20 protein-coding genes are annotated in these 21,840 nt (G+C 72.3%); 8 read left to right on the forward strand and 12 right to left on the reverse strand.

Annotated features, from left to right (window positions below; all coding sequences use genetic code 11):
- Window position 1: 1 nt before the first annotated feature.
- A complete protein-coding gene (locus ACP56T_RS09975; RefSeq protein WP_430911998.1) occupies window positions 2-3,478 on the reverse strand; it encodes an AAA family ATPase in 3,477 nt (1,158 codons plus the stop codon).
- Window positions 3,478-4,725, reverse strand: a complete 1,248-nt coding sequence (locus tag ACP56T_RS09980; RefSeq protein ID WP_430911999.1) for a metallophosphoesterase family protein — start codon at window positions 4,723-4,725, stop codon at window positions 3,478-3,480. The genes ACP56T_RS09975 and ACP56T_RS09980 overlap by 1 nt, the downstream gene beginning before the upstream one ends.
- A gap of 239 nt (window positions 4,726-4,964) precedes the next feature.
- Here ACP56T_RS09980 and ACP56T_RS09985 point away from each other — a divergent pair, with 239 nt between their 5' ends.
- Window positions 4,965-7,559 carry a caspase family protein gene (locus tag ACP56T_RS09985; protein ID WP_430912000.1) on the forward strand — a complete coding sequence of 865 codons (2,595 nt, stop codon included), beginning with the start codon at window positions 4,965-4,967 and terminating at the stop codon, window positions 7,557-7,559.
- Window positions 7,560-7,659: 100 nt separating this feature from the next.
- A complete protein-coding gene (locus ACP56T_RS09990) occupies window positions 7,660-8,445 on the forward strand; it encodes an endonuclease/exonuclease/phosphatase family protein (RefSeq protein ID WP_430912001.1) in 786 nt (261 codons plus the stop codon).
- On the opposite strand, the gene ACP56T_RS09995 is transcribed toward ACP56T_RS09990, so the two are convergent.
- The gene (locus ACP56T_RS09995; RefSeq protein WP_430912002.1) at window positions 8,378-9,814 is read right to left on the reverse strand and encodes a phospholipase D-like domain-containing protein; all 1,437 of its coding nucleotides are present in this window, start codon (window positions 9,812-9,814) and stop codon (window positions 8,378-8,380) included. The two genes, ACP56T_RS09990 and ACP56T_RS09995, sit on opposite strands and share 68 nt — an antisense overlap.
- Window positions 9,815-9,990: 176 nt before the next feature.
- Here ACP56T_RS09995 and ACP56T_RS10000 point away from each other — a divergent pair, with 176 nt between their 5' ends.
- A complete protein-coding gene (locus tag ACP56T_RS10000) occupies window positions 9,991-10,230 on the forward strand; it encodes a hypothetical protein (protein ID WP_430912003.1) in 240 nt (79 codons plus the stop codon).
- Window positions 10,231-10,350: 120 nt separating this feature from the next.
- Here the strand turns inward: ACP56T_RS10000 and ACP56T_RS10005 are convergent, their stop codons facing one another.
- Together ACP56T_RS10005 and ACP56T_RS10010 are read right to left on the reverse strand one after the other, a co-directional pair.
- The gene (locus tag ACP56T_RS10005) at window positions 10,351-10,569 is read right to left on the reverse strand and encodes a hypothetical protein (RefSeq protein WP_430912004.1); all 219 of its coding nucleotides are present in this window, start codon (window positions 10,567-10,569) and stop codon (window positions 10,351-10,353) included.
- A gap of 118 nt (window positions 10,570-10,687) precedes the next feature.
- Window positions 10,688-11,110 carry an organic hydroperoxide resistance protein gene (locus ACP56T_RS10010; RefSeq protein WP_430912114.1) on the reverse strand — a complete coding sequence of 141 codons (423 nt, stop codon included), beginning with the start codon at window positions 11,108-11,110 and terminating at the stop codon, window positions 10,688-10,690.
- A gap of 217 nt (window positions 11,111-11,327) precedes the next feature.
- Between ACP56T_RS10010 and ACP56T_RS10015 the strand changes: the two genes are divergently transcribed.
- Window positions 11,328-11,858: a MarR family winged helix-turn-helix transcriptional regulator gene (locus ACP56T_RS10015; RefSeq protein WP_430912005.1), complete on the forward strand. Its 531-nt coding sequence runs from the start codon at window positions 11,328-11,330 to the stop codon at window positions 11,856-11,858.
- A gap of 139 nt (window positions 11,859-11,997) precedes the next feature.
- On the opposite strand, the gene ACP56T_RS10020 is transcribed toward ACP56T_RS10015, so the two are convergent.
- Window positions 11,998-12,357 (reverse strand): c-type cytochrome, encoded by a 360-nt coding sequence (locus ACP56T_RS10020; RefSeq protein ID WP_430912115.1) that lies wholly within the window; start codon window positions 12,355-12,357, stop codon window positions 11,998-12,000.
- A gap of 273 nt (window positions 12,358-12,630) precedes the next feature.
- Here ACP56T_RS10020 and ACP56T_RS10025 point away from each other — a divergent pair, with 273 nt between their 5' ends.
- Together ACP56T_RS10025 and chrA are read left to right on the forward strand one after the other, a co-directional pair.
- On the forward strand, window positions 12,631-14,064 hold the full coding sequence (locus ACP56T_RS10025) for an FAD-linked oxidase C-terminal domain-containing protein (protein WP_430912006.1): 1,434 nt from the start codon (window positions 12,631-12,633) through the stop codon (window positions 14,062-14,064).
- A gap of 19 nt (window positions 14,065-14,083) precedes the next feature.
- Window positions 14,084-15,478, forward strand: coding sequence for a chromate efflux transporter (chrA, locus tag ACP56T_RS10030; RefSeq protein WP_430912007.1), 1,395 nt, complete (start codon window positions 14,084-14,086; stop codon window positions 15,476-15,478).
- A gap of 4 nt (window positions 15,479-15,482) precedes the next feature.
- Here chrA and ACP56T_RS10035 read toward each other — a convergent pair whose 3' ends face one another.
- Together ACP56T_RS10035 and ACP56T_RS10040 are read right to left on the reverse strand one after the other, a co-directional pair.
- Window positions 15,483-16,451: a hypothetical protein gene (locus ACP56T_RS10035; RefSeq protein WP_430912008.1), complete on the reverse strand. Its 969-nt coding sequence runs from the start codon at window positions 16,449-16,451 to the stop codon at window positions 15,483-15,485.
- A gap of 89 nt (window positions 16,452-16,540) precedes the next feature.
- On the reverse strand, window positions 16,541-17,212 hold the full coding sequence (locus ACP56T_RS10040) for an alpha-ketoglutarate-dependent dioxygenase AlkB (RefSeq protein ID WP_430912009.1): 672 nt from the start codon (window positions 17,210-17,212) through the stop codon (window positions 16,541-16,543).
- 140 nt (window positions 17,213-17,352) lie between these two features.
- On the opposite strand from ACP56T_RS10040, the gene ACP56T_RS10045 reads away from it, so the two are divergent.
- Window positions 17,353-18,429, forward strand: a complete 1,077-nt coding sequence (locus ACP56T_RS10045) for a hypothetical protein (protein ID WP_430912010.1) — start codon at window positions 17,353-17,355, stop codon at window positions 18,427-18,429.
- A gap of 15 nt (window positions 18,430-18,444) precedes the next feature.
- Here the strand turns inward: ACP56T_RS10045 and ACP56T_RS10050 are convergent, their stop codons facing one another.
- The 3 genes from ACP56T_RS10050 to dapB form a co-directional block, all read right to left on the reverse strand.
- Window positions 18,445-19,002 (reverse strand): LbetaH domain-containing protein, encoded by a 558-nt coding sequence (locus ACP56T_RS10050; protein WP_430912011.1) that lies wholly within the window; start codon window positions 19,000-19,002, stop codon window positions 18,445-18,447.
- Between the two features lie 116 nt (window positions 19,003-19,118).
- Complete coding sequence (locus tag ACP56T_RS10055) at window positions 19,119-19,754, reverse strand: 2,3-bisphosphoglycerate-dependent phosphoglycerate mutase (RefSeq protein ID WP_430912012.1); 636 nt, start codon at window positions 19,752-19,754, stop codon at window positions 19,119-19,121.
- Between the two features lie 122 nt (window positions 19,755-19,876).
- Window positions 19,877-20,674, reverse strand: a complete 798-nt coding sequence (dapB, locus tag ACP56T_RS10060) for a 4-hydroxy-tetrahydrodipicolinate reductase (RefSeq protein ID WP_430912013.1) — start codon at window positions 20,672-20,674, stop codon at window positions 19,877-19,879.
- A 140-nt stretch (window positions 20,675-20,814) separates the two neighbouring features.
- On the opposite strand from dapB, the gene ACP56T_RS10065 reads away from it, so the two are divergent.
- Window positions 20,815-21,213 carry a DUF3775 domain-containing protein gene (locus ACP56T_RS10065; RefSeq protein WP_430912014.1) on the forward strand — a complete coding sequence of 133 codons (399 nt, stop codon included), beginning with the start codon at window positions 20,815-20,817 and terminating at the stop codon, window positions 21,211-21,213.
- A 20-nt stretch (window positions 21,214-21,233) separates the two neighbouring features.
- On the opposite strand, the gene ACP56T_RS10070 is transcribed toward ACP56T_RS10065, so the two are convergent.
- Window positions 21,234-21,839 (reverse strand): helix-turn-helix domain-containing protein, encoded by a 606-nt coding sequence (locus ACP56T_RS10070; RefSeq protein ID WP_430912015.1) that lies wholly within the window; start codon window positions 21,837-21,839, stop codon window positions 21,234-21,236.
- Between the last annotated feature and the right edge of the window lies 1 nt (window position 21,840).

Below are 21,840 nucleotides of genomic sequence, written 5' to 3' on the forward strand. Positions count from 1 at the left end.
CCTACAGCGCCAGCACCTCCACCGCCCCACCGAGACGCGCCCGCGCGATCTCGGCGACATGCGCGTGGTGGGTGAACAGGATCGGCTGGATCGCGCCCCCCAGGGAGGCCAGCGCCTCGATCCCGTGGCCGGTGCGGGCGTCGTCGAAGGTGAGGAAGAGGTCGTCCCCGACGAAGGGCGCCGGCTCGCTGCGCGTCGCGTAGTCCTCCAGATAGGCGAGGCGCAGCGCCAGGTAGAGCTGGTCGCGGGTGCCCTCGCTCATCTCCTCCACCGTGATGGTGCCACCCGAGGCCCGGCGCCCGGCGATGCGGGGGCTGTCCGCCTCGTCGTAATCCTGGGCGAGCCCGGCGAAGGCGCCTCCGGTGAGCCCGGAGAACAGAACGCCCGCGCGCGCCACCAGCGGATCCTGCTGCCCCGCCCGGTGCCGGCTGATGGCGCTGCCGAGCATCAGGCCGGCGATTCTGAGCACCGCCCAGTCCCGCGCCGCCGCCGCCATCTCGGCCTCCGCCGCCTTGCGCTGCGCGAGGGCGAGCTCCGAGCCCATGCCGGTCTCGAGCTGAAGGCGCTGCCGCTCGCAGGCGTCGCGCTCGGCATGCGTCCGCTGGCCGCGCTCCACCGCCTCCTCCTCCTCGACCGCGAGCCGGGCGAGAGCGGCCTCGATCTCGTCGGCCGAGACGGCGCCGAGTTCCTCCCGGAGCGCCGCCTCCGGCAGGCCGTCCGCGTTGCGTGCCAGCGCGTCGCGCCGCAGCGCGAGTTCCGCGCGCAGCGTGCGGCGGGCGGACAGCCGCTCGTGCAGGTCCGCCGGCGCGAAGGCCGCGGCGGCGGGGCCGGCGGCGAGAAGATGATCCGCGAGGTCGCGGCGCGCGGCCTGCGCCGCCGCCACGGCCGCCGCATGGGCCGCCTGCGCCGCGTCGCGGAACCGGCCGAGCTCGTCGCGCCGCGTCGCGTCGCCGATGGCGGCGCGCAGCCGGGCGTGAAGGGTCTTGACCGCCGCTTCCGGCGGCAGGGCCGACAGCTCGGGATCGAGGCCCTCGGTGACGCGGGCGACCTTCCGCAGATAGGCGTCCCGGTCCCGGCGGATGCCGTCGGCGCGGCTGCGCCGGTTGTCGCGCTCCCCCAGCGCGTTCGGGACGGCGCTCCAGGCGGCCAGCGCGCTCGCCGCCTCCTCCGGCGTCGCCGTGCCGGGAAGGCCGATGGCCGCCACCGCGTCCGCCCACAGGGAGGCCCAGGCGGCCTGTCTCGCCCGCGCCTCGGCGATGTCGCCTTCCGTGCGCGCGACCTGCTCGGCGGCGGCGCGGATGGCGCCTTGGGCCGCGCGCGCCGCTTCCCAGGCATCGGCGAGAGCGGTGAGACGCATCTCGATCCGGTCGAGGATCGATCCGACGTCGAGCCCGTCGAGATCCGCCAGACCGGCGCGCCGGCTGAGGTCGAGCAGGGGCACGCGCCGGCTCTCGATCCGGGCGGCCAGCGCGGCGTGGTTCCGGCGTTCGGCGGCGACGGCCTGCTGCGCCTCGATCAGCGCGTCGACCTCCGTGCGCCAGACCGCCATCTCGGCCGGATGCGTCGGCAGGATACCCGCTCCGTCCCAGGCCCCGCGCCAGTCGCGGGCGGCCGCCTCGCCGCGCTCCTCCGCCTCCTCCGCCGCGATCCCGGCCGTCCGCGCTGTCTCCTCGTCGAGGGCGAGCTTGCGCAGGTCCGCCGCGTGCTCGGCGGCGCGTTCGGCATCCGCCGCGAGATCGTCCGCCGCCCTGTCGGCCGCCGTCATCGCCGTCTCGAAACGCGGCAGAAGGTCCCCCGGCGCCGCTTCGCCGGAGAGGAGCGACGGCCGCAGGGCGGCGAGCAGCCCGTCGCGTTCCGCCCGCAGCGCGGTAAGATCCTCCTGCGTCCGGATCGGGCGTCCGCCCTCGCGCCGCCGCAGTCGCTCGCGGGTCTCGGCGACGGTCCGCCCTGCGAGCAGCATCGCGTCGCGGGCCTTCTCGCGCTCGCGTTCCAGGCTCTCGCCGTCGCGCCGGAAGCGGGCGATGGTCTCGTGGGAGGGTAGCGGGCTGCGCTCCAGGGCGGCGATGTCCGCCACGGGGGGAAACAGCCGCGCCGCCTGGGCCAGCACCGGCTCGGCCTGCCGCCGGATCGCCTCCTCATGCGCGTCGAGCCGCAGGAGATCGGCTTTCAGGGGCGCGAAGGTCTTCAGGTCGAGGCGCAGGGGGGCCGGGTCGAGGGCGGGCGCCGCGCCGGCCTCGGCGCGCGCGAGCCGGGCGGCCTCCTCCCTGCGTCGTTCCAGCTCCTGCCCGAGCCGGGCGAGATCGCCCGCGATGTCGCGCCCGCTCGCGATCAGGCCCTCGATGCGCGCGCGGACGGGGTCCGGGGGCTGGCGGTCGCGCAGGGCGTCGGGCGCCACGCCGATGCGGGCGGCGAGATCGGCCAGCGTGCGGGCGAAGCCGGCTTCCTGGTCCGCGACGCGGGGCAGATCGTCGCCGTCCTTCTCGAAGCGGTCGATGCCGCGATAAGCGTCCGTGATGGCGTCGGCGCGGGCCAGCAGGGGCTCGTCCACGCCGACCGCCTCGAAGGCGCGGGCGGCCTCGACGAGGGCGGCCTCCGATTCGCGCGCGGCCTTCGCGCTGGTCCCCTCGGCCGCGATGCGCCGCTCCAGCCCGTCGATCCAGGCGTCGCCGAGCCCGTCGGGCAGGCCGGCGAGGGCCGTATCCGCCTCCGCCCGTCCCGCGAGGGCGTCGATGGCGGCCACGAGCGGGCCGACGCGCTTCAGCCGCTCCAGCCGCGCCCGCTCGGCGGCCCGTGTCCCGCGCTCCGCCTTGAGCCCGTCGAGCAGGGCGCCGGAGGCCGCGATGCTCTCGTTCAGGGCGCGCCAGGGGCCGTCGCGCAGGGTGCTCTCGGCGGCGGCCCTGCGGGCGTCCTCGTAGCGCCGCAGCGCCTGATAGAAGATGCGGTCCCGGCTGGCGCGCGGGCCGAAGATGGCGTCCGCCTCGCTCTCCAGCCCCTTCTGGAGGGCGGCGTAGCCGCGAAGGCCGGAGGCGGCGGCGGCGAGGCTCGCGCCGACCTCGCCCTCGCTGCGCATCATCTCCTCGCCGCCCTCGCGCAGCTCCTCCGAGCCGAGGCCGAAGGCGTGGCGGAACACCTCGCGGGTCAGGCCGCCGAGGAAGGGCGCGAGGGCGTCGTCGGGCAGCGCCCGGTCGGCGGCGTCGATCAGCGTGTTGCGGTTGCCCTTGCGGCGGCGGAAGGCGAGGCGGCGGCCCTCCCGGTCCTCGATCTCGGCGCCGACGCGCAGGTTCGGCATCTCGTGGACGAAGGCGTGGCGGGTGCGCGCCTCGATCCCGAACAGCAGGTCGGTGACGGCGGACAGCGCCGAGCTCTTGCCGGCCTCGTTGGGGCCCAGCACCACATGCAGCCGCGCGTCCGGCCGGAACGAGAGGCTGCGCCCGGTGAAGGGGCCGTAGGCTTCGAGATCGAGGGAGAGCAGGCGCATCAGCGGGCCTCCCCGGACAGCCGGCCCAGGATCAGTGCCTCGGCCTCCGCGCAGAGCCCGTCGAGATCGCCCGCGAGGAGGCCGCCTTCCGCCGCGAGGGCCGGCGGCATCCTTTTCGCGATCTCGTCCAGGATCCCGGCGGCCTTCTCCCGGAAATCCGCATCGCGCTCGACGGAAGCGAGCAGGGCCGCCGGGTCGATGGAGAGCCCGGCCTCCGGGGTCCGCGTGGCGGAGCGCGGCCGGGTGGTGGCGAGGCTCAGCCGTTCGAGCCAGATGTCCTCGTGGACCCTCTGGGCCGCCGCCTGCACCTCGGCGGCGATGCCGGCGCGGTCGGCGGCGATGCGGTCATGTGCTTCCGTCTCCCCGTGCAGGCGCACGCGGACGGCGAGGAGCCGCCCCTCCGCTTCCGCCGCCAGCGGACGCAGCGCCTCCTCGACGGCGGCGGCCGCTTCCTGCGGGCCGGCGATCCCGGCGAGATCGACGTCGAGCCGGTGGAAGCGGGCATGGTCCACCACGAGGCGGCGGACGGCGCGGACCCGGCCGTCCTCCACGTCGACGGCCACCGCCCCCTTCGGCCCGCATTCGCGCACGCTGCGCCCTTGCAGGTTGCCGGGAAAGACGATCCACGGGTCGGTGGCGAGCTCGGCGTAGTCGTGGACATGACCGAGCGCCCAGTAGTCGTAGCCTCGCGCCGCGAGGTCGGCGACGGAGCAGGGGGCGTAGGTCTCGTGCGCCGCGTGCCCGGCGCAGGAGGTGTGCAGCACGCCGATGTTGAACCAGCCCGGCACGGCGGCGGGGTAGGTGAGCGCGTAGTTCTCGTCCACGGCGCGGTCGGGGAAGCTGCGCCCGTGCAGGGCGACGCGCAGGTGCTCCAGGCGGTGCGTGGCGGCGCGCTGGGTCGGGAAGGTCGTCACCGAGGGCGGCAGGCCGAGCTTCCTGGTGACGACGCTCTCGGCATCGTGGTTGCCCTTCACCATCACCACGGGGATGCCGGCGCGAGCCAGCTTGGCGACCTGCTGGGCGAAGAACAGGCCGATGGTGTGGTCCGGCCAGTCGCCGTCATAGACATCCCCGGCGACGACCATGAAGGCGGCCTGCTCCTCGACGGCGCGGGTGACGAGGTCCTCGAACGCGCGGCGGCCGGCGCCGGCGAATCGCTCGGCGATGGCGGCGTCCTTGGAGGCGAGCCCGGAGAGCGGCGAGCCGAGATGCAGGTCGGCGGCGTGGACGAAGGTGAAACGCGTCATGGGGTCCGGGTGTCGGAGGCCGGCGCCGCCGGTCTCGGCCGGCGATAGCACAGGGCGGGCGGGTTCCGGGAATGGGCCCGGCCGCGCGCCTACCGGATTCGAAAGCGATCCGTTTGCCAGGGCGGCGATGGCGGCGCAGTCTCCGCACGCTCTCGCGAACGTGAGACGCGTGGACGACGCGTTCAGCGCAAGTTCACGCGCCCGATCCTTCGATCGGCGCGTCACCAGGGGAGGTCGCCATGTCCCGATCGCCGTTCCGATCGCTGCCGCGTCTTCCGATGCTGCTGCTCGCCCTGGCCGCGCTCTGCGCCCTGCCGGCGGCGGCCGGGGCCCAGAGCCCGCCGGCCGGATCGCAGAAGCGGATCGCGCTCGTCGTCGGCAACGCCGCCTATGCCGCCGCGCCGCTCTCCACCGCCGCCAACGACGCGGGGCTGGTGGCGCAGACCCTCCAGGCGGCGGGCTTCGACGTGGTCGGCGCGCGTGACCTCGACGAGGATTCCCTGCGCCGGGCGCTGCGCGACTTCGCCGACAAGGCGGCGGCCTCCGGGCCCGACACCGTGTCCTTCGTCTATCTCGCCGGCTACGGCGTTCAGCTCGACGGCGAGAACTACATCGTCCCGGTGGACGCCAGGATCGCCTCGGCCGCCGATGTGCCCACGGCGGCGCTGCGCGTCTCCGACTACACCAAGCGCCTCGCCGCGCTGCCCTTGAAGGCGCGCTTCGTCGTGCTCGACGCAGCGCGTGCCAACCCCTTCGCGAAAGGCGGCGAGCCGCTCGCCGGCGGGCTCGCCCTGACGGAGGCGGATCCGGGCAGCCTCGTCGCCTTCAACGCCGCGCCGGGCACGGTCGGCCCGGTCGAGACCGGCTCCTACGGCGCCTATGCCGAGGCGCTGGTGGAGATGATCCGCGAGGGCGGCCTGCAACCGGCGGAGCTGTTCGACCGGGTGCGCCTGCGCGTCAGCGAACGCACCGGAGGCGGCCTCGTGCCGTGGGACGCGAGCCGCATCGAGGCGCCCTTCGTGTTCTTCGAGCGCGCCCCCGATGCGCCCCCCGCCGGCCGCCCGGCCGAGGTGGCGGCCCTGCGCGCCCGCCCGATCCGCGAGATCGGGGCGCAGGATGCCTTCGCCCTCTGCCTGGAGCGCGACACGCTCCAGGGCTACCAGGACTTCCTCGCCGCCTATCCGCAGGACCCGCTGGCCAAGCGCGTGCGCGCCATCCTCGCGGCGCGGCGCGAGGCGCTCACCTGGCGGCGGACCCTCGTCGCCGGCTCGCCGGAGGCGTTCTGGTCCTATCTCGACCGCTATCCGCGCGGGCCGCATGCCGCCGACGCCCGCCGCCGGCTGTCGCGGCTCGCCGCCGCCCTCGAGCCGCCGCCCTCCTACACGCCGATGGCCTTCGACGTGCCGCCTCCGCCCCCGGAGGAGATCGTCTATGTCGAGCGACCGGCGCTCTATTTCGACGATCCGGTCTACGCCTTCGCGTCGCCTCCGCCGCCGCCGGTGTTCTTCCTGCCGCCGAGGCCGGCCTATATCGTCGCGCTCGCGCCCCCGCCTCCCCCGGACGAATACTACGCCCTGCCGGTGCCGGCCTTCGTGCCGGTGCCGACCTATGTGAGCGCGCCGGTCTACGTGGCGCCGCCGCCGAACGCGGTGCTCTACGAGAACATTCACAACACCACGGTCATCAACCAGATCAACGCCGCCGCGCTCCAGCACGGACCGGCGCTCTCCCCCGGCGTCGCCATCGGCGCGGGGGCGGTGGTCGGGGCGGCTGCGGGATTCGCCGCCGCGCGCGTCGCCCTGCCGCCCTCCGTCGCGCAGAAGGCGGCCTTGCCGCCCGGAGGCGGTCAGCCGGGGCTTGGACAGATCGGACCTGGACAAGCGGGACCCGGACAGGTGTTCCACGGTCATGCGCCGGGCCAAGCCGGGCCGGGCCAAGCCGGGCCGGGGCAGATGGGGCCGGGGCAAGGGGCCCCCGGACAGGTGCAGGGGCCGGCTCAGATCTTCCAGGGGCAGGGCAAGGGCCTCGCTCCGGCTCAGGGGCTGCCCGTGCAGGCCGGGCGCCCCGGCCAGCCGCCGGGACAGGCGCTGCCGGGTTTCAACGGCGGCCAGCCGCTGCCGCAGCAGGCGGGCCGGCCGGGCGCTCCCGGCGCCGCGACGGGTCTCGGAAAGCTCCCGCCGCCCGCCGCCGGCCCCGGACAGATCCCGATGCAGGCGATCGGCCAAGGACCGGGTCAAGCAGCGGGTCAAGGGCTCAAGGGACCGGGCATCGCTACCGGACAGCAGGGCGCGCCCGCGACGGTGCAGGGTGCCGTTCCCCGGCCCGGCCGTGCGCCCGGCCAGCCGGCGGCCGTGTCCGGGCCGGCGAATGCCGCCAAGGTCCCGCCGGCCCCGGCCGGCGATCCGCGACAGGCGGCGCAGCAGCAGAAGCTCCAGGCGGCCCAGGAGCGTCAGCAGGCCATCGCCCAGCAGCGCCAGATGCAGGCGCAGCAGAGACAGCAGCAGATGCAGTCTCAGGCCGCCCAGCAGCAGGCGGCGTCCCAGCGTCAGCAGATGCAGGCGGCCCGGCAGCAGCAACAGATGCAGCAGCAGGCCGCCCGTCAGCAGCAGATGCAACAGCAGCAGGCGGCGCGCCAGCAGCAGATGATGCAGCAGCGTCAGATGCAGATGCAGCAACAGCAGGCGGCCCGCCAGCAGCAGATGCAGGCCCAGGCCGCCGCCCGCCAGCAGCAGATGATGCAGCAACGCCAGATGATGCAGCAGCGCGCCGCCCCCGCGCCGCGCGCGCCTCCGCCCCAGGCCGGCCGCTGCCCGCCGGGACAGCATTGCCGGTAGCGGACCGGGAACGGACCCGTCCGGCGCCTTCCGCGTTGACGTGCCGCCGCCGCGCGCCGAGAGACGGGCGCGAGACGAGGGAGGGGCCGCGACCCGCCGCATGGACGATTCCCGCCTGTTCACCCCGTTCGTGCCCGCGGGCGCGTCCGACGCGCCGATCCACCACGCGACGGTCCCCGCCAGGGCCCGCAAGATCGTCAGCTGGAACCTGCTCCGCCGCACCGGCGCGGCGGTGGAGAACGTCGTCGCCCTGATCGAGCAGGAGGCGCCGGACATCCTGCTGATGCAGGAGGCGACGCGCGGCATCTCGGCGATAAGGGAGCGCGTCGGAGGCGCCTATGCCTGGGCGCCGCTGCCGGGGCGCATCCACGGGCTCGCGATCTGGAGCCGGGTGCCCTGGGCGCATCCGCCGGCCGTGGTGGTGCTGCCCTCGGGCGCCCTCGTCCACCGGGTCTGCCAGGTGCTCGATCTCGGCGATTTCGGCATCGCCAACGTCCATCTCTCGCACGGGCAGGTGCTGAACCGGCGGCAACTGCGCTGCATCGAGCGCTCGCTGCCGAAGCGGGCGGCGGTGCTCGGCGATTACAACATCGTCGGGCCGGCCCTCCTGCCGGGCTTTCGCGACGTCGGCCCGAGGGCGCCGACGCATGCCATGGTGGACGTGCTGCCGCTTCGGCTCGACCGCTGCCTCGTGCGCGGGCTGACCTGCCATGACAGGGGCGTGCTGCCGCGCGGCCCCTCCGACCACCGCCCCATCGTGGTCCATCTCGCGCCCTCGGACGACGACGGCGCCCGCGAGCGGCGCATGGTGCAGCGGGTCAGAGGTATGGCAGCAGCAGTCGGACGGCTGCGTCGCGCAGGCGCACGGGCAGGGCGCGCGCCCTGAGGTCGTGCCGCGTCAGGCGCTTGTGCCGCTTGGCCCGGATGAAGGCGTCGAGATCCCCGGCGAGCGCCGGCTCGTAGAGCTCCACGTTCAATTCGAAGTTCAGGCGGAAGCTGCGCATGTCCCAGTTGGCGCTGCCGACGAAGCACCACGCCTCGTCGACGACGAGCAGCTTCGAGTGGTCGAAGGGCGGCGCGTCGAGCCAGATCGCGACGCCGGCCTCCAGCAGCGGGTCGAAATGGGCGCGGGACGCCCAGTCGATGAAGCGGTGGTCGCTCTTGCCGGGGATGACGACATCCACGGCGATGCCGCGCAGGGCCGCCAGGCAGAGCGCGTTCACCACCATCTCGGCGGGCAGGAAGTAGGGGGTCGCCAGCCGGATGCTGCGGCGGGCGCAGGAGATCGCCTCCAGCACCACGAGCTCGATCTTGCGCACGTCGGCGTCGGGGCCGGAGGTGACGACCCGCGCCGCCGTCGCGCCGGCCGGGGAGAGCGGCGGAAACCAGCGCGGCCCGTCGAGATCCTCGCCCGTGACGAAAGCCCATTCGCGGGCGAAGGCGAGGGCGAGCTGTTCCACCACCGGCCCCCGCAGGCGGAAATGCGTGTCGCGCACCGGATGCGGGGGATCGCGCGCCACGCGGTTGGCGTCGGAGATGTTGATGCCGCCGGTGAAGGCGGTGCGGCCGTCGACGATGAGGATCTTCTTGTGGGTGCGCAGGTTCAGGAACGGCATCCGCCAGGGCAGCGCCGAATGCATGAACAGCCCCGCCGGCACCCCGGCGGCGCGCAGGCGCTTGTAGGCGGCCGGGTTGAAGTAGCCGCCGCCGACCCCGTCGATGAGCACGCGCACCTCCGCGCCGCGCGCCTTGGCCGCCGCCAGCGCCTCGCAGAACGCCCGTCCCGTGTCGTCGTCGCGGAAGATGTAGCTCGACAGGGCGACGCTCTCGCTGGCTTGGCCGATCGCCTCCAGCATGGCGGGATAGGCGGCGTCGCCGTTGCGGAAGAGATCGACCGCGTTGCCGCCGACCAGGGGCAGCCCGGAGATCCGCCGCACCGCGTGCTCCAGCGGCTCGAACCCGTGCACGGCGGCGACGCCCGGTCCGCGCGCGCCCGCCTCGGTCTCCGACGGCTTGGGGCGCAGCTTCTGCGCCCGCCGCGACACCCGGTTGACGCCGAACAGCGCGTAGAGCCCCGAGCCGAAGACCGGCGACAGCCAGGCGAGCCCGATCCAGCCGATGGCGACGCTGACCTCGCGCTTGCGCAGCAGGGCATGCACGGTGACGGCCAGCGTGAGGGCGAACCCGATCCCGCGCAGCACCTCGGCGCGCACGGATGCCGTGGCCTCGATCCAGCGATACAGGACTTCTTCCAACGCGCGCGGCTCGGGCTCTCGGAGAATCAGCCCTGCATAGGCCAGGACGGGGAATGGAGACAGCCGGCGGCCTCGTTTTCCGAAAGCGCCGCCGGCCTCCTCAGTCTCGACGCATTCGTGGCCTCTCGTGAGGGCTCGTCGCCGCATCGGCGCGGTGGCTCGGCGAGGAGACGGACATGCCTGTCATCGGATTGTCGCTGGCGGTGGTGCCGATCGTCGCGATCCTCGCCGTGCGGGCGCTCCTGAAGCTCGCCCTGATGCCGGTGCGCGGCGTCTACGCCTATGCCCGCAACAAGCCCCGGCGGGCGCTTCCGGTGATCGCCCTGTGCGGGCTCGGCCTCCTCGCCGTCTCGCAGGCGGGAAGCGGCGGCGGTGCCTCCGTCACTAAGGCGTTCGCCCTGGTCGCGGCCCGCTAAAGTCTATCCAGGAAAAACGGTTTCCGGTTCTCCGTCCGGATGGACGGCAGACCCTTAGCACCGCTCGCGCTTCGCGACAGGCGGAGCCGCCGCCCGACGCGGCCGCTCATGCGCCCCAGGTCATGCGCCCTCGGTCATCGCGGCACCCGTCGCGGAACCCTTGGCGGCGGTCGTCTCCGGCGGCGCCTTGCGCGACACGTAATAGAGACCGACCGCGTGCCAGAAGGCGCCCTGCTCCTCGCTGGTGCGCCGCTCCAGGGCTGCCTGGAGGACGGCCATCGCCGCCTCGGCGGCCTCGTTGCACTTCACCTCGTCGATGAGGCTGGCAAGAACGTTCATGGCACGCACTCCGGGCTCGGCCTCAGGACGGTCAACCCCCAAGCTCGGGGATCGATCCGTGCGAGGCAAGCCCCATCCGCGCGCCGTCCTGCCGGCGGCCGCGCGAACGAGGGCCGCCTCAGGCGGCGGCGACGTCCACCGCGATGTTGCCGCGCGTGGCATGCGAGTAGGGGCAGACCACATGGGCGCGCGCCACGAGATCGGCCGCCTTGTCCGCGTCGATTCCGGGCAGGGTCGCGCGCAGCGCCACCGTGAGACCGAATCCGGCGCCGTCGTCGCGCTTGCCGATGCCGACGCGGGACTCGACCTTCGCATCGTCGGAGAGCTTCAGCCTGTCCTGCGCCGCCACGAACTTCAGGGCGCCGAGGAAGCAGGCGGCGTAGCCGGCGGCGAAGAGCTGCTCTGGGTTGGTGCCGGGGCCCGCGCCGCCGCCGAGCTCCTGCGGCGTCGAGAGCGTGACCGACAGGCGGTCGTCGTCGCTGGCGGCGGAGCCCTCGCGGCCCCCGGTGGCATGGGCGCTGGCGGTGTAGAGGACTTGCATCATGTATCCTTTCATACGTCCTGTGTCTTGTGCGAAGCAGGTTCGGCCGATACCCGCATCGCGCGGTACGGCCGTTCATAGCAGGGTATATAGATTGCGCACAATCTAGTTTGCCGTTTCCAGTTATCGATTGTGCGTGTTCATCGTGTCGGCTAAAATCCATCTTGACGAGCGTACGGGGCTTTGCGCCGTCGAGCATGCCCCGAGGAGTTCGCCCATGCCGGGCCATGGCAAGACCGAAGAGGTCCGCGACGCGCGGACGGCAGCGACCCCGGCGGGTCTGGACGGCGCCGCCCTCGATCCGCGCAACCCGCAGCTGCTGTCGAACCAGCTCTGCTTCGCGGTCTACGCGGCGGCGCATGCCTTCGGCCGGGCCTATCGCGGCCTGCTCGCCGCGCACGACCTGACCTATCCGCAATATCTCGTGCTGCTCGTGCTGTGGGAGGCCGAGGGGCTGACGGTCAAGGAGATCGGGACGCGGCTCTTCCTCGATTCGGGCACGCTCACGCCCCTGTTGAAGCGGCTCGAGGCGTCCGGCCATGTCCGGCGCACCCGCGACCGGGCGGACGAGCGGCAGGTGAGCATCTTCCTGACGGACAAGGGCCGCTCCCTGCGGGGAGTGATGGCCTGCATCCCCGACGAGGCCGGCGGCATGACGGGGCTCGACCTCGCCGCGCGCGATGCGTTGCTCGACCGGCTCGTCACCCTGCGCGACGGCCTGCACACGGGCGCCGCCTCCGCCGATTGAGGGATCGGGGCGCCGCTTTCCGTCCGCTTCGCCCTTCCCATGAAAAACGGGCCGCCCCCGCGAGGAGGACGGCCCGCCACGACACTTTCGGCAAGGCCTGCGCGCGGCCCCGAGCGGGCGGCGCGCCGGGCCCGTCCGATCAGGACTTCGTCTTGAGATAGGCGATGACGTCCTGGACCTTCTTCTCGTCCTTGATGCCGGGGAAGACCATCTTGGTGCCGGGGACCTTCTTCTTGGGGTCCGTCAGCCACTCCTTGAGGTTCGCCTCGTCCCAGGTGATGCCGGACTTCTTCATCGCGTCGGAGAAGTTGTAGCCATCGGCGCCCTCGCCGGCCTTCGCGCCGACGACGCCCTTGAGGGTCGGGCCGACGCCGTTCTTCTCGAAGCTGTGGCAGGCCTTGCAGGGCGCGAACGCCTTCTCGCCGGCGGCGGCATCGCCCTCGGCATGGGCCGTGAGCGGCAGCAGCGCGAGGGCGGCGCCGAGGATGAGGTGACGCATCATGTTTCCTCCTGAAAGACGGTTCGAACCGCCGATGCTTATAGCCGAGCTTATGCTTTAGAACAGGTCAAGTTCGAATCTGCGATCCGGGAACATAGGGCAACCGCGACGAAAGGAAGCCCCTGCCGGCGGGTTCGGTTCCGGGTGGAGTCTGGAATCGTTTCAGCTACACTTCCCCGATCGCGAGCCGTGGCCCGACCGTCAAGGAGGCTACGCCGCCCCGGCTGAGCGCTGGCTGAAGGGCGGGCGCCGGCCGCGCCAGGGAGACCGTCCATGTCGATCCGCTTTCCCGACCCCGACGCGGCGATCGTCGCCCGCCGCGAGGCGATCATCGAGGGCCTGCGTCCGCTGCTCGCCCCGGAGGCCCTGGTGACGAGCGAGGACGAGCGCCGCGCCTTCGAGACGGACGGGCTCACGGCCTATCGCAAGCTGCCGCTCGCCGTGGCGCTGCCCTCGACCACGGCCGAGGTCTCGGCGGTGATGGCCTATTGCCACGCGAACGGCGTGCGGGTGGTGCCGCGCGGGGCGGGCACGTCGCTCGCCGGCGGCGCCATCGCGCAGGAGGACGCCATCATCCTCGGCGTCGGCAAGATGACCCGCGTCCTGGACATGGATTTCGAGAACCGCACCGCCCGCGTCGAGGCCGGGATCACCAACCTCGCCATCTCCGGCGCGGTGAGCCACGAGGGCTTCTTCTACGCGCCCGATCCGTCGAGCCAGCTCGCCTGCACCATCGCCGGCAACATCGCCATGAACTCGGGCGGCGCGCATTGCCTGAAATACGGCGTCACCACCAACAACCTGCTCGGCGTCACGCTGGTGACGAACGACGGCACCGTGGTCGAGATCGGCGGCGCCCATCTCGACGCGCCCGGCTACGACCTGCTCGGGCTGATCTGCGGCTCGGAAGGGCAGCTCGGCATCGTCACCGAGGCGACGGTGCGGATCCTGCGCGCGGCGGAAGGGGCGCGGCCGGTGCTGGTCGGATTCTCGTCCGTTGAGGACGCGGGCGACTGCGTGGCGGCGATCATCGCCGCCGGCATCATCCCCGTGGCCATCGAGTACATGGACAAGGAAGCGATCCTCATCACCGAGGATTTCGCGAAGGCCGGCTATCCGCGCGACGCCGAGGCGATGCTCATCATCGAGGTCGAGGGGTGCGACGCCGAGTGCGAGGCGATGCTCGCCCGCATCGAGACGATCGCGCAGGGCTTCCGGCCGACGAGCATCCGGGTCTCGAAATCCGAGGCCGAGAGCGCCGCCATCTGGAAGGGCCGGAAATCCGCCTTCGGTGCCACCGGCCGGATCTCGGACTATGTCTGCATGGACGGCACCATCCCCACCGGCCGGCTCGGGCATGTGCTGGAGCGCATCGGCGCCATCTGCGCCGGGCACGGCCTGCGCGTCGCCAACGTCTTCCATGCCGGAGACGGCAACCTGCACCCGCTGATCCTGTTCGACATCAACAGGCCCGGCGAGCTCCAGAAGGCGGAAGCGGCCGGCGACGAGATCCTGAAGCTCTGCGTGGAGGTCGGCGGCTGCCTCACCGGCGAGCACGGCGTCGGCATCGAGAAGCGGGAGCTGATGCGCTTCCAGTACACGCAGGCCGATCTCGACCAGCAGATGCGGGTGCGCAACGTGTTCGATCCCCTCTGGCTGATGAACCCGGCCAAGGTGTTTCCGCTGGAAGGCCGCGTGGCGGCCTGAGCGCGTCGCGTCCGCCGCGATGGCCGCCCCCGCCTTGGCCGCCGCCGGGCCCGCGCGCCCGGCGCCCTCGCCCGTCAGCCTGCGCGAGGCCGTGCCGGTCTGGGCGCGGATCGCGGCGCTCTCCTTCGGGGGACCCGCCGGCCAGATCGCGGTGATGCACCGCGTGCTGGTGGAGGAGCGGCGCTGGATCTCGGAGCGGCGCTTCCTGCACGCGCTCAACGTCTGCACCCTGCTGCCGGGCCCCGAGGCGCAGCAACTCGCCACCTATGTCGGCTGGCTGATGCACGGGACGCGCGGCGGCCTCCTCGCCGGCGGGCTCTTCGTGCTGCCGGGCCTCCTCGCGATCATGGCGCTGAGCTGGCTCTACGCGCTCGCCGGCAACGCGGGCGCCGTCGCCGGGCTGTTCTTCGGGCTGAAGGCGGCGGTGCTCGCCATCGTGCTCCAGGCGGTGCTGCGCATCGGCAGGCGCGCGCTGAAAGGTCCGGCGATGGTCGGGCTCGCGGCGGCGGCCTTCCTCGCGATCTTCCTCTTCGGCGTGCCGTTTCCCCTGATCGTGCTGGCGGCGGGGCTCGTCGGCTTCCTCGGGGCCCGCGCCGGCCTGGCGTGGTTCACGGCCGGCGGCGGCCACGGCGCCGTCGCGTCCGCGGACGACGGACCCTATCTGCTCGGCGACGACGACCTCGCGGCCGAGGTCCCGCGCGGCCGCTCCCTGCGGGTGCTCGCCGTCTGGGGCGGCCTCTGGCTCGCGCCGGTGCTGGCGCTCCTGGCGCTCCTCGGCCCCGACGACGTGTTCGGCCGGATCGCGGTGTTCTTCTCGCAGATGGCGCTCGTCACTTTCGGGGGCGCCTACGCGGTGCTCGCCTATGTCGCGCAGCGGGCGGTGGAGGATTACGGCTGGCTCACGGCCGGCGAGATGCTCGACGGGCTCGGCATGGCCGAGACCACCCCCGGCCCGCTCATCATGGTCACGCAGTTCGTGGGCTTCATGGCGGCCTTCCGCCATCCCGGCGCGCTGCCGGCGCTGGCGGCGGGGACGCTCGGCGGGCTTCTCACCACCTGGGTGACGTTCCTGCCCTGCTTCCTCTGGATCTTCCTGTGCGCGCCCCATGTCGAGCGCCTGCGCGGCGACCGCGTGCTGGCGGGCGCGCTGGCGGCGGTGACGGCGGCGGTGGTCGGGGTGATCCTGAACCTCGCCGTCTGGTTCGCGCTGCACACGCTGTTCGCGCAGGTCCGCCCGCTCCGGGCCGGGCCGCTGCGGCTCGAGCTTCCGGTGCCGGCGAGCCTCGACCCCTACGCCCTGGCGCTCGCCGTGGCGGCGCTGGCGGCGGTTTTTCGCTTCCAGGCCGGCGTGGTGCCGGTGCTGGCGGGATGCGCCGCCGCCGGTCTCGCCCTGCGCCTCGGCGGTCTGGTCTGACGCCTCACTTCACCTGAACGCTGTCGACCACCTCGCGGAACTTCGCGAGCGTGCCGTCGCGCTGGTCCTCGCGCACGACGCCGAGCGCGCGCAGGTAGCCGTCGGGCGCGAAGCGGATGGTCTGCGAGACCACCACCGGCGTGTTCGAGGGCAGGTCCTTGGCCCGCGCCACGATCTCGTGCCAGTCGACGCCGTTCTGGCGGTAGCTCTGGGCGCGTTCGATCACGAAGTCCTTCATGGTCTGGTTGGCGTAGAGCGCCGCGCGGGCGAAGCCGTCGCGCTGGTCGGCGGAGGGCGGCTGCTGGACGGCCTGGGCCAGCACCAGGATCGGCTGCTCCAGATTCGCCATCTGGTCCTTGGGGCCCGAGGTGAGCAGCACCGAGTTGCCGGCCAGCACCCGCACCGGGCGGAAGCCGGCCGCGTCGGTGATGACGAAGGGCAGCGCCTGCACCTGCTGGTCGAGGCTCAGCGCCGGCCGGATGGTCACGCCCGCGAGCATGGCGCGCATGGTCGCCTCGGTCTCGGCGTCGGGCAGGCACTGGGCGACGATGATCCCGGTGACGGTGGGATCGCCCACGAGCAGCAGCCACTTGCGCACGGTCGGCGTGCCCTGGGCCGCGTCGGCGGGCTGCTCGCCGGAGAACAGCATCGCCTCCGCGCCGCCGATCTTGAGGGCGTCGCGCTTCTCGACGATGAAGCCCTGGCTCTTCAGGTTGTCGTCGGTGAAGTTGGCGGCGAGGTCGGGGAAGGCGCCCGGCGGCAGCTCCACCACGGAGACGGTGGCCCCGCCCTCCTTGCGCTCGAACCCAGAAAAGCGCCGCGAGGGAGCCATGTCCGGGGGCGGCTCGAAGCCGAAGCGCGAGCCGGAGGGGTAGACCGGCTCGGCCGCCGGAGCGGCGCCCGCGAGGACGAGGGTCAGGCACAGCCCGGCGAGGGGCGCTGCCAGGGTCCGCACGAGGTCACGCAACCGCATCTCGACCTGTCTCCGCATGCCGCCCCGCCGCGCGCGGGGCCTGTCCGTCCGCTGTCCGATGCGATGGGTCGGCTCGCGCCGGGCACCTGTCAAGCGGAGCGGGGGACGCATGGCGCGGTGACACGGCGCAGCGTCAGGTTGCAGCGCCAGCCGGCGGGCAGGAAGGGCGGTCCGCTCTCCGTCTCCGCCAGCAGGTCCGGCGCGGCGGCGAGGATGCGGTCGATGCCGTGGAAGGCGAGGCGGGAGGGCCCTCCCATCACGATCGCGTCACCGGGCTCCAGCCGGATCGAGCGCGTCGGGTCGGACCGCGACAACCCGCCGTAGCGGAAGCGGGCCGGGGCGCCGAGCGACAGCGACAGGACGGGGGCCGAGAGGTCGGCTTCGTCGCGGTCCTGGTGCAGGCCCATGCGGGCGTCGGGCGCGTAGAGGTTGACGAGGCAGGCCTCCGGCGGGGCGGCATCGGGCGCCAGCGCCGCCCAGGTCTCCAACGCCAGCGGCGGGATCGGCGGCCAGGGGCGTCCCGTCTCCGGGTGCGTCGCCTGATAGCGGTAGCCGGCCTCGTCCGAGACCCAGCCGAGCGGCCCCCCGTTCGACATCCGCACCGAGAACGGCTTTCCCGTGCGCGGCATCCGGGGGATGAAGGGCGGCGCGGCCGCGAGCAGCTCGGCGACCTCCGCCGCGAGCCTTTCGCGGGCGGCGGCGTCGAGCCGGCCGGGATGGTGGATCAGCCCCGGCGCGAGGACGATCGCCGCGGGGCTCACGCGGCGCCTCCCCGGCCCCGATCGGTCCGGCCCGTCGTGGTGTGGTCGATGCTGGACAACGGCAACGCTCTGTTCGACACGGGTATCCGGCTGAGAAACGGCCATGCGCCGACGCGCGATCGACGATTCCGGGCCGGGCGATGACTGCATACGAACCCCTCGAATCCGCCGAGGTTGCGGCCCCGCTGATCCATGACGGCGATCATCTGGTCGTCCGGCGCGAGGAGGGGGGCTCCGACTGGACCCTCGTCACCTTCAACGAGAGTTCGATGGTCGCGTCCGGCGGCCGTTACTGGGCCCAGAGCTTCGCGCGCAGGAACGGCCTCCGCGCGCTGGGCTTCGTCACCAGGGCGCCGAACTGGTTTCCGGTCGCCGGCATGACGACCGCGATCGGGCAGCTTCCGACTGAAGCGGGAGATCGGCGACCCCGGATTCTCTACGGTCATTCGATGGGTGCCTATGCCGCGATCAAGTTCAGCGCCGCCTTGCGGGCGGAGACGGTTCTTGCCTTTTCTCCGCAGTTTTCCATCGCGCCCGAGGATACGGGAGAATTCTCCCTCTATACGCCTTACTATTCTGCCCAAAATTCCGGCATGAAGATCGGGCCTGCGGACGTGTCGGGGCGTGTCTATCTCTTCTACGATCCATGCCTGGATCACGATCGATTCCATGCCGGCCGGATCGCTGACATCCACGACGTCGTGCTGATCCCCGTCAGGCATACGGGCCACGATACGATTCGCTGTTTCGCGTCGTCGTCGGTCGCGTTGCGATTGATCGCCGCCTGCCGATCCGACGATCGCACGAGCCTGCTGCGGCTTGTGGCTGCCCGACGGCGGCTATTTCCGAACCGCTATCGGAACGTGGCTCTCGCCGTGGCGAGACGGCGACCGCATCTTGCCGTCAGGATCATATCCCTCAAGGCCGAGAGCTTGAGGGTCGAAGACATCGCCGGCATCTATGCCGCCGCCGGAGAAGCGTATTTCAAGCGTGGCCGCATCGCGCTGGCGGAGCACTGCATCATGGCCGCGACCGAGTTGAACTCTCGGAACGTGATGCATCTGCTTCTTCGCAGCGCTTTCCTTCTCCACACGAAGCGACAGGAGGAAGCCCTTATCTGGGCCAGGGCGGCCCTGGAGAGGGCTCCCGACAATGCTTTCGCGCGATCGAGAGTGAGGGAGATCGAACAGGTTCTCGCCGATGCCCCGCGGAACTGAACGTAAAAATTATTGTCACTCGGAGGTGACGATGGTCGCCCTGGGCGCAAAAACCTTCGATTTGCTCGGTACGTCGAAGTGAACGACGGCATTCGCGCCGATGGTGACATCGCTGCCGATGGTGATCTTCCCGACGACGACCGCGCCGGTATGGATCGTGACGCGGTCCCCGATGACGGGAATGCCGCTCTTGCCGTCATATCCGATGGTGACGTTCTGGTTCACGAAGAAATCGTTGCCGATCGATTCGGCATGAACGATCGTGCCGTGACCATGGGAAACGATCAGTCCCGGACCGACATTCCGGCAGCCGATGTAAAGCTCCACCGTCCTCGGCAGGTGGTTGTAAACTTTTATTCTGCTTTCGAAGAGTCCGCTCAGATTGATGCGGTAATCCGTGATGGTCCTGAACTCGGCAAAGTTCGTGAGCAGGAAGATGATCGCGGCCTCCATGTTCTCCGGCGTCGGATCGATCGGCTTGCCGCGCCACATCATCCACCGGATCACGTCGCCCCTGTATGGGGAGGCATGGGGCGACGCCAGAAGCGTTTTCACTTCATCAGGGAGAACCATCGGATCGATCCCGAATTCATGGACCCGAACTCATGGATCGCGCGCTGCCGCGATCGCTGGCGGTCGCCCGGCCGATCCTGGCTTGGGGAAACGGATGCGCCTCCCCCTCAGCGCCGTCAGTGCTCGTCGATGTCCCGGTCGAGCACGGTCTTCATCGCGACCGTGGTGTCCGCCTTGAGGCGGTAGACGAGCGGCACGCCGGTGGCGATCTCGACCCCCGCGATGGTGGTCGGCGTCATCCGGTCGAGCACCATCACCAGGGCCCGCAGGGAGTTGCCGTGGGCGGCCACCAGCACCCGCTCGCCCGCCATCACGCGCGGCAGGATGGTCTCGATGTAGTAGGGCAGCACCCGCGCGGCGGTGTCCTTGAGGCTCTCGCCGCCGGGCGGGGGCACGTCGTAGGAGCGGCGCCACTCGTGCACCTGCTCGGCGCCCCAGCGGTCGCGGGCGTCGTCCTTGTTGAGGCCGGAGAGGTCGCCGTAGTCGCGCTCGTTGAGGGCCTGCGCGCGCACCACCTCGATGTCGGCGAGATCCATCTCGCCGAGGATGAGCGAGGCGGTGCGCTGGGCCCGCTTAAGGTTCGAGGTGAAGGCCACGTCGAAGCGGTAGCCCTGGTCCACCAGCCAGCGCCCGGCCTTGCGGGCCTCCTCGACGCCGAGATCGGTGAGGTCCGGGTCGCGCCAGCCCGTGAACAGCTTCTTGAGGTTCCATTCGCTCTGGCCGTGGCGAGCGAGGACGAGCAGGCGCTCCATCGGGATTGGGTTCCTTCGCGACCGGACGAGACTGGGCTGGCCCTTGGCTGTACCTTGGCCGGGCTCCTAGCAGAGGCCGGGCCACCGCCCAACCCGCACCGAAGACGGAGGGGCCGTGCCGGCTACAGTCCGAGCACGTCCGTCATGCCGTAGAGGCCCGGCTTGCGGTCGAAGGCCCAGAGCGCGGCCCGCACGGCGCCGCGCGCGAAGATCTCGCGGTCGGCCGCGTGGTGGCTGAGCGTCAGCTGCTCGCCGGGCCCGGCGAAGATCACGCTGTGGTCTCCCACCACGCTGCCGCCGCGCAGCGTCGCGAAGCCGATGTCCCCCGGCCGGCGCGCGCCGGTATGTCCGTCGCGGATGGAGACCCGCTTGTCCGCGAGCGCCGCGCCGCGCCCCTCGGCCGCCGCCTCGCCGAGCAGCAGCGCCGTCCCCGAGGGCGCATCGACCTTCATGCGGTGGTGCATCTCGACGATCTCGATGTCGAAATCCTCGCCGAGCGCGGCGGCGACCTTGCGCACCAGCCCGGCGAGCAGGTTGACGCCGAGCGACATGTTGCCCGAGCGCACGATGCGGGCGTGGCGCGCGGCGGCGGCAAGGCGCGCCAGTTCCACCTCGCCGAGCCCCGTGGTGCCGACCACATGGACGATGCGGGCCTGCGCGGCGAGCTCGGCGAAGAAGGTGGTGGCGGTGGGTGTGGTGAAGTCGAGCACGCCTTCGGCCGCCGCGAAGACGGGCAGCGGATCGTCGGTGATCGCGACGCCGAGTGGCCCGATGCCGGCGAGCGTGCCGGCATCCTGCCCGAGCGCGGCCGATCCCTCGCGCTCGATGGCGCCGGACAACTCGCAGCCCTCGGTGGCGGCGACCGCGCGCACCAGCATCCGCCCCATGCGCCCCTCGGCGCCGACCACGACCAGCCGCATTCCCGGCCCCCTGTTCATTCGCCAGACGCGGCAGGCGGTACAGGCTCCGGGCGGGGCGGACAAGCGAGGCGGACGAACCGGCGGCCTCCCGGCGGGTTGTCGAAGGACACGGCCCCGCGCGGCCGGTCCGGGAGAGCCTCATGGACATTGCCACCGACACCGTCACCGAGATCATCCTGCGGCTGCGCGCCGTCGAGGTGAAGGAGGGCGCCACCGACCCCGATTCCGGCTCGAACCCCACCGACGACGGCGCGACCGACATCCTCGTCTCGGGCACCGACGAGGCGACGGAGGCGGAGCTGCGCGGTCTCGTCGCGGGCCTCGACGTCGACGAGCGGGCCGATCTCCTGGCGCTCCTCTACGTGGGGCGCGGCGACATGGAGCCGGAGGAATGGGAGGGCGCGGTGCGCTTCGCCCGCGAGCGCGACGCCGCCGGGGAGGGGGGCGCCCGCGCGCTGCTCGCCGTGCCGGACGCCGCCGACTTCCTGGCCGAGGGGCTGGAGCGCATGGGGATCGCGCAGGATGTGGGACAGGGCTGAGCGCCGGCCGCCGGCCCGCGTTATCCGCGCGGATAGACGATGATCGACAGATAGGTCATCGGCGTCTCGACCAGCGACGCCGGGCCGTGCAGCGCCGCCGAATCGAACAGCAGCGCGTCGCCAGGCTCGAGGCGGTAGTCCCGGCCGGCATGCCGGTAGAGCACGATGCCACTGAGCATGTAGATGAATTCAATGCCCGCATGCCGGAAGCCCGTATAGGGCTCGGCATCCTTCTCCAGGGTGATGAGGTAGGGCTCCACCACCACGTCGCCGCGCAGGCCCGCGCCGAGCAACTCGTAGATGTGCCCGGCCTTGGTGCCGCGCCGCTCGATCACCACCCCCTGCCCGCGCCGGACATGGGAGCAGTCGCGGCTCTCCTCGAAGGCCGCGAACAGCGCCGTGATCGGCACGTTGAGGGCGCCGGCCACGGCGTTCAGGGTCGAGAGCGAGGGCGAGATCTGGCCGTTCTCGATCTTCGAGACCATGCCGGACGAGATCCCCGCCGCGCCGCCGAGATCGGCGACCGACAGGTCCCGCTCGCGCCGCAGCGCCCGCACCTGCTGGCCGATGGCCCGCTCCAGGGTGCGCGGTTCCTCGACGGGGGCGTTCGATGCGGTCTCGAGCATG

The organism is Methylobacterium endophyticum, assembly GCF_050591105.1.
Taxonomy (GTDB): Bacteria; Pseudomonadota; Alphaproteobacteria; order Rhizobiales; family Beijerinckiaceae; genus Methylobacterium.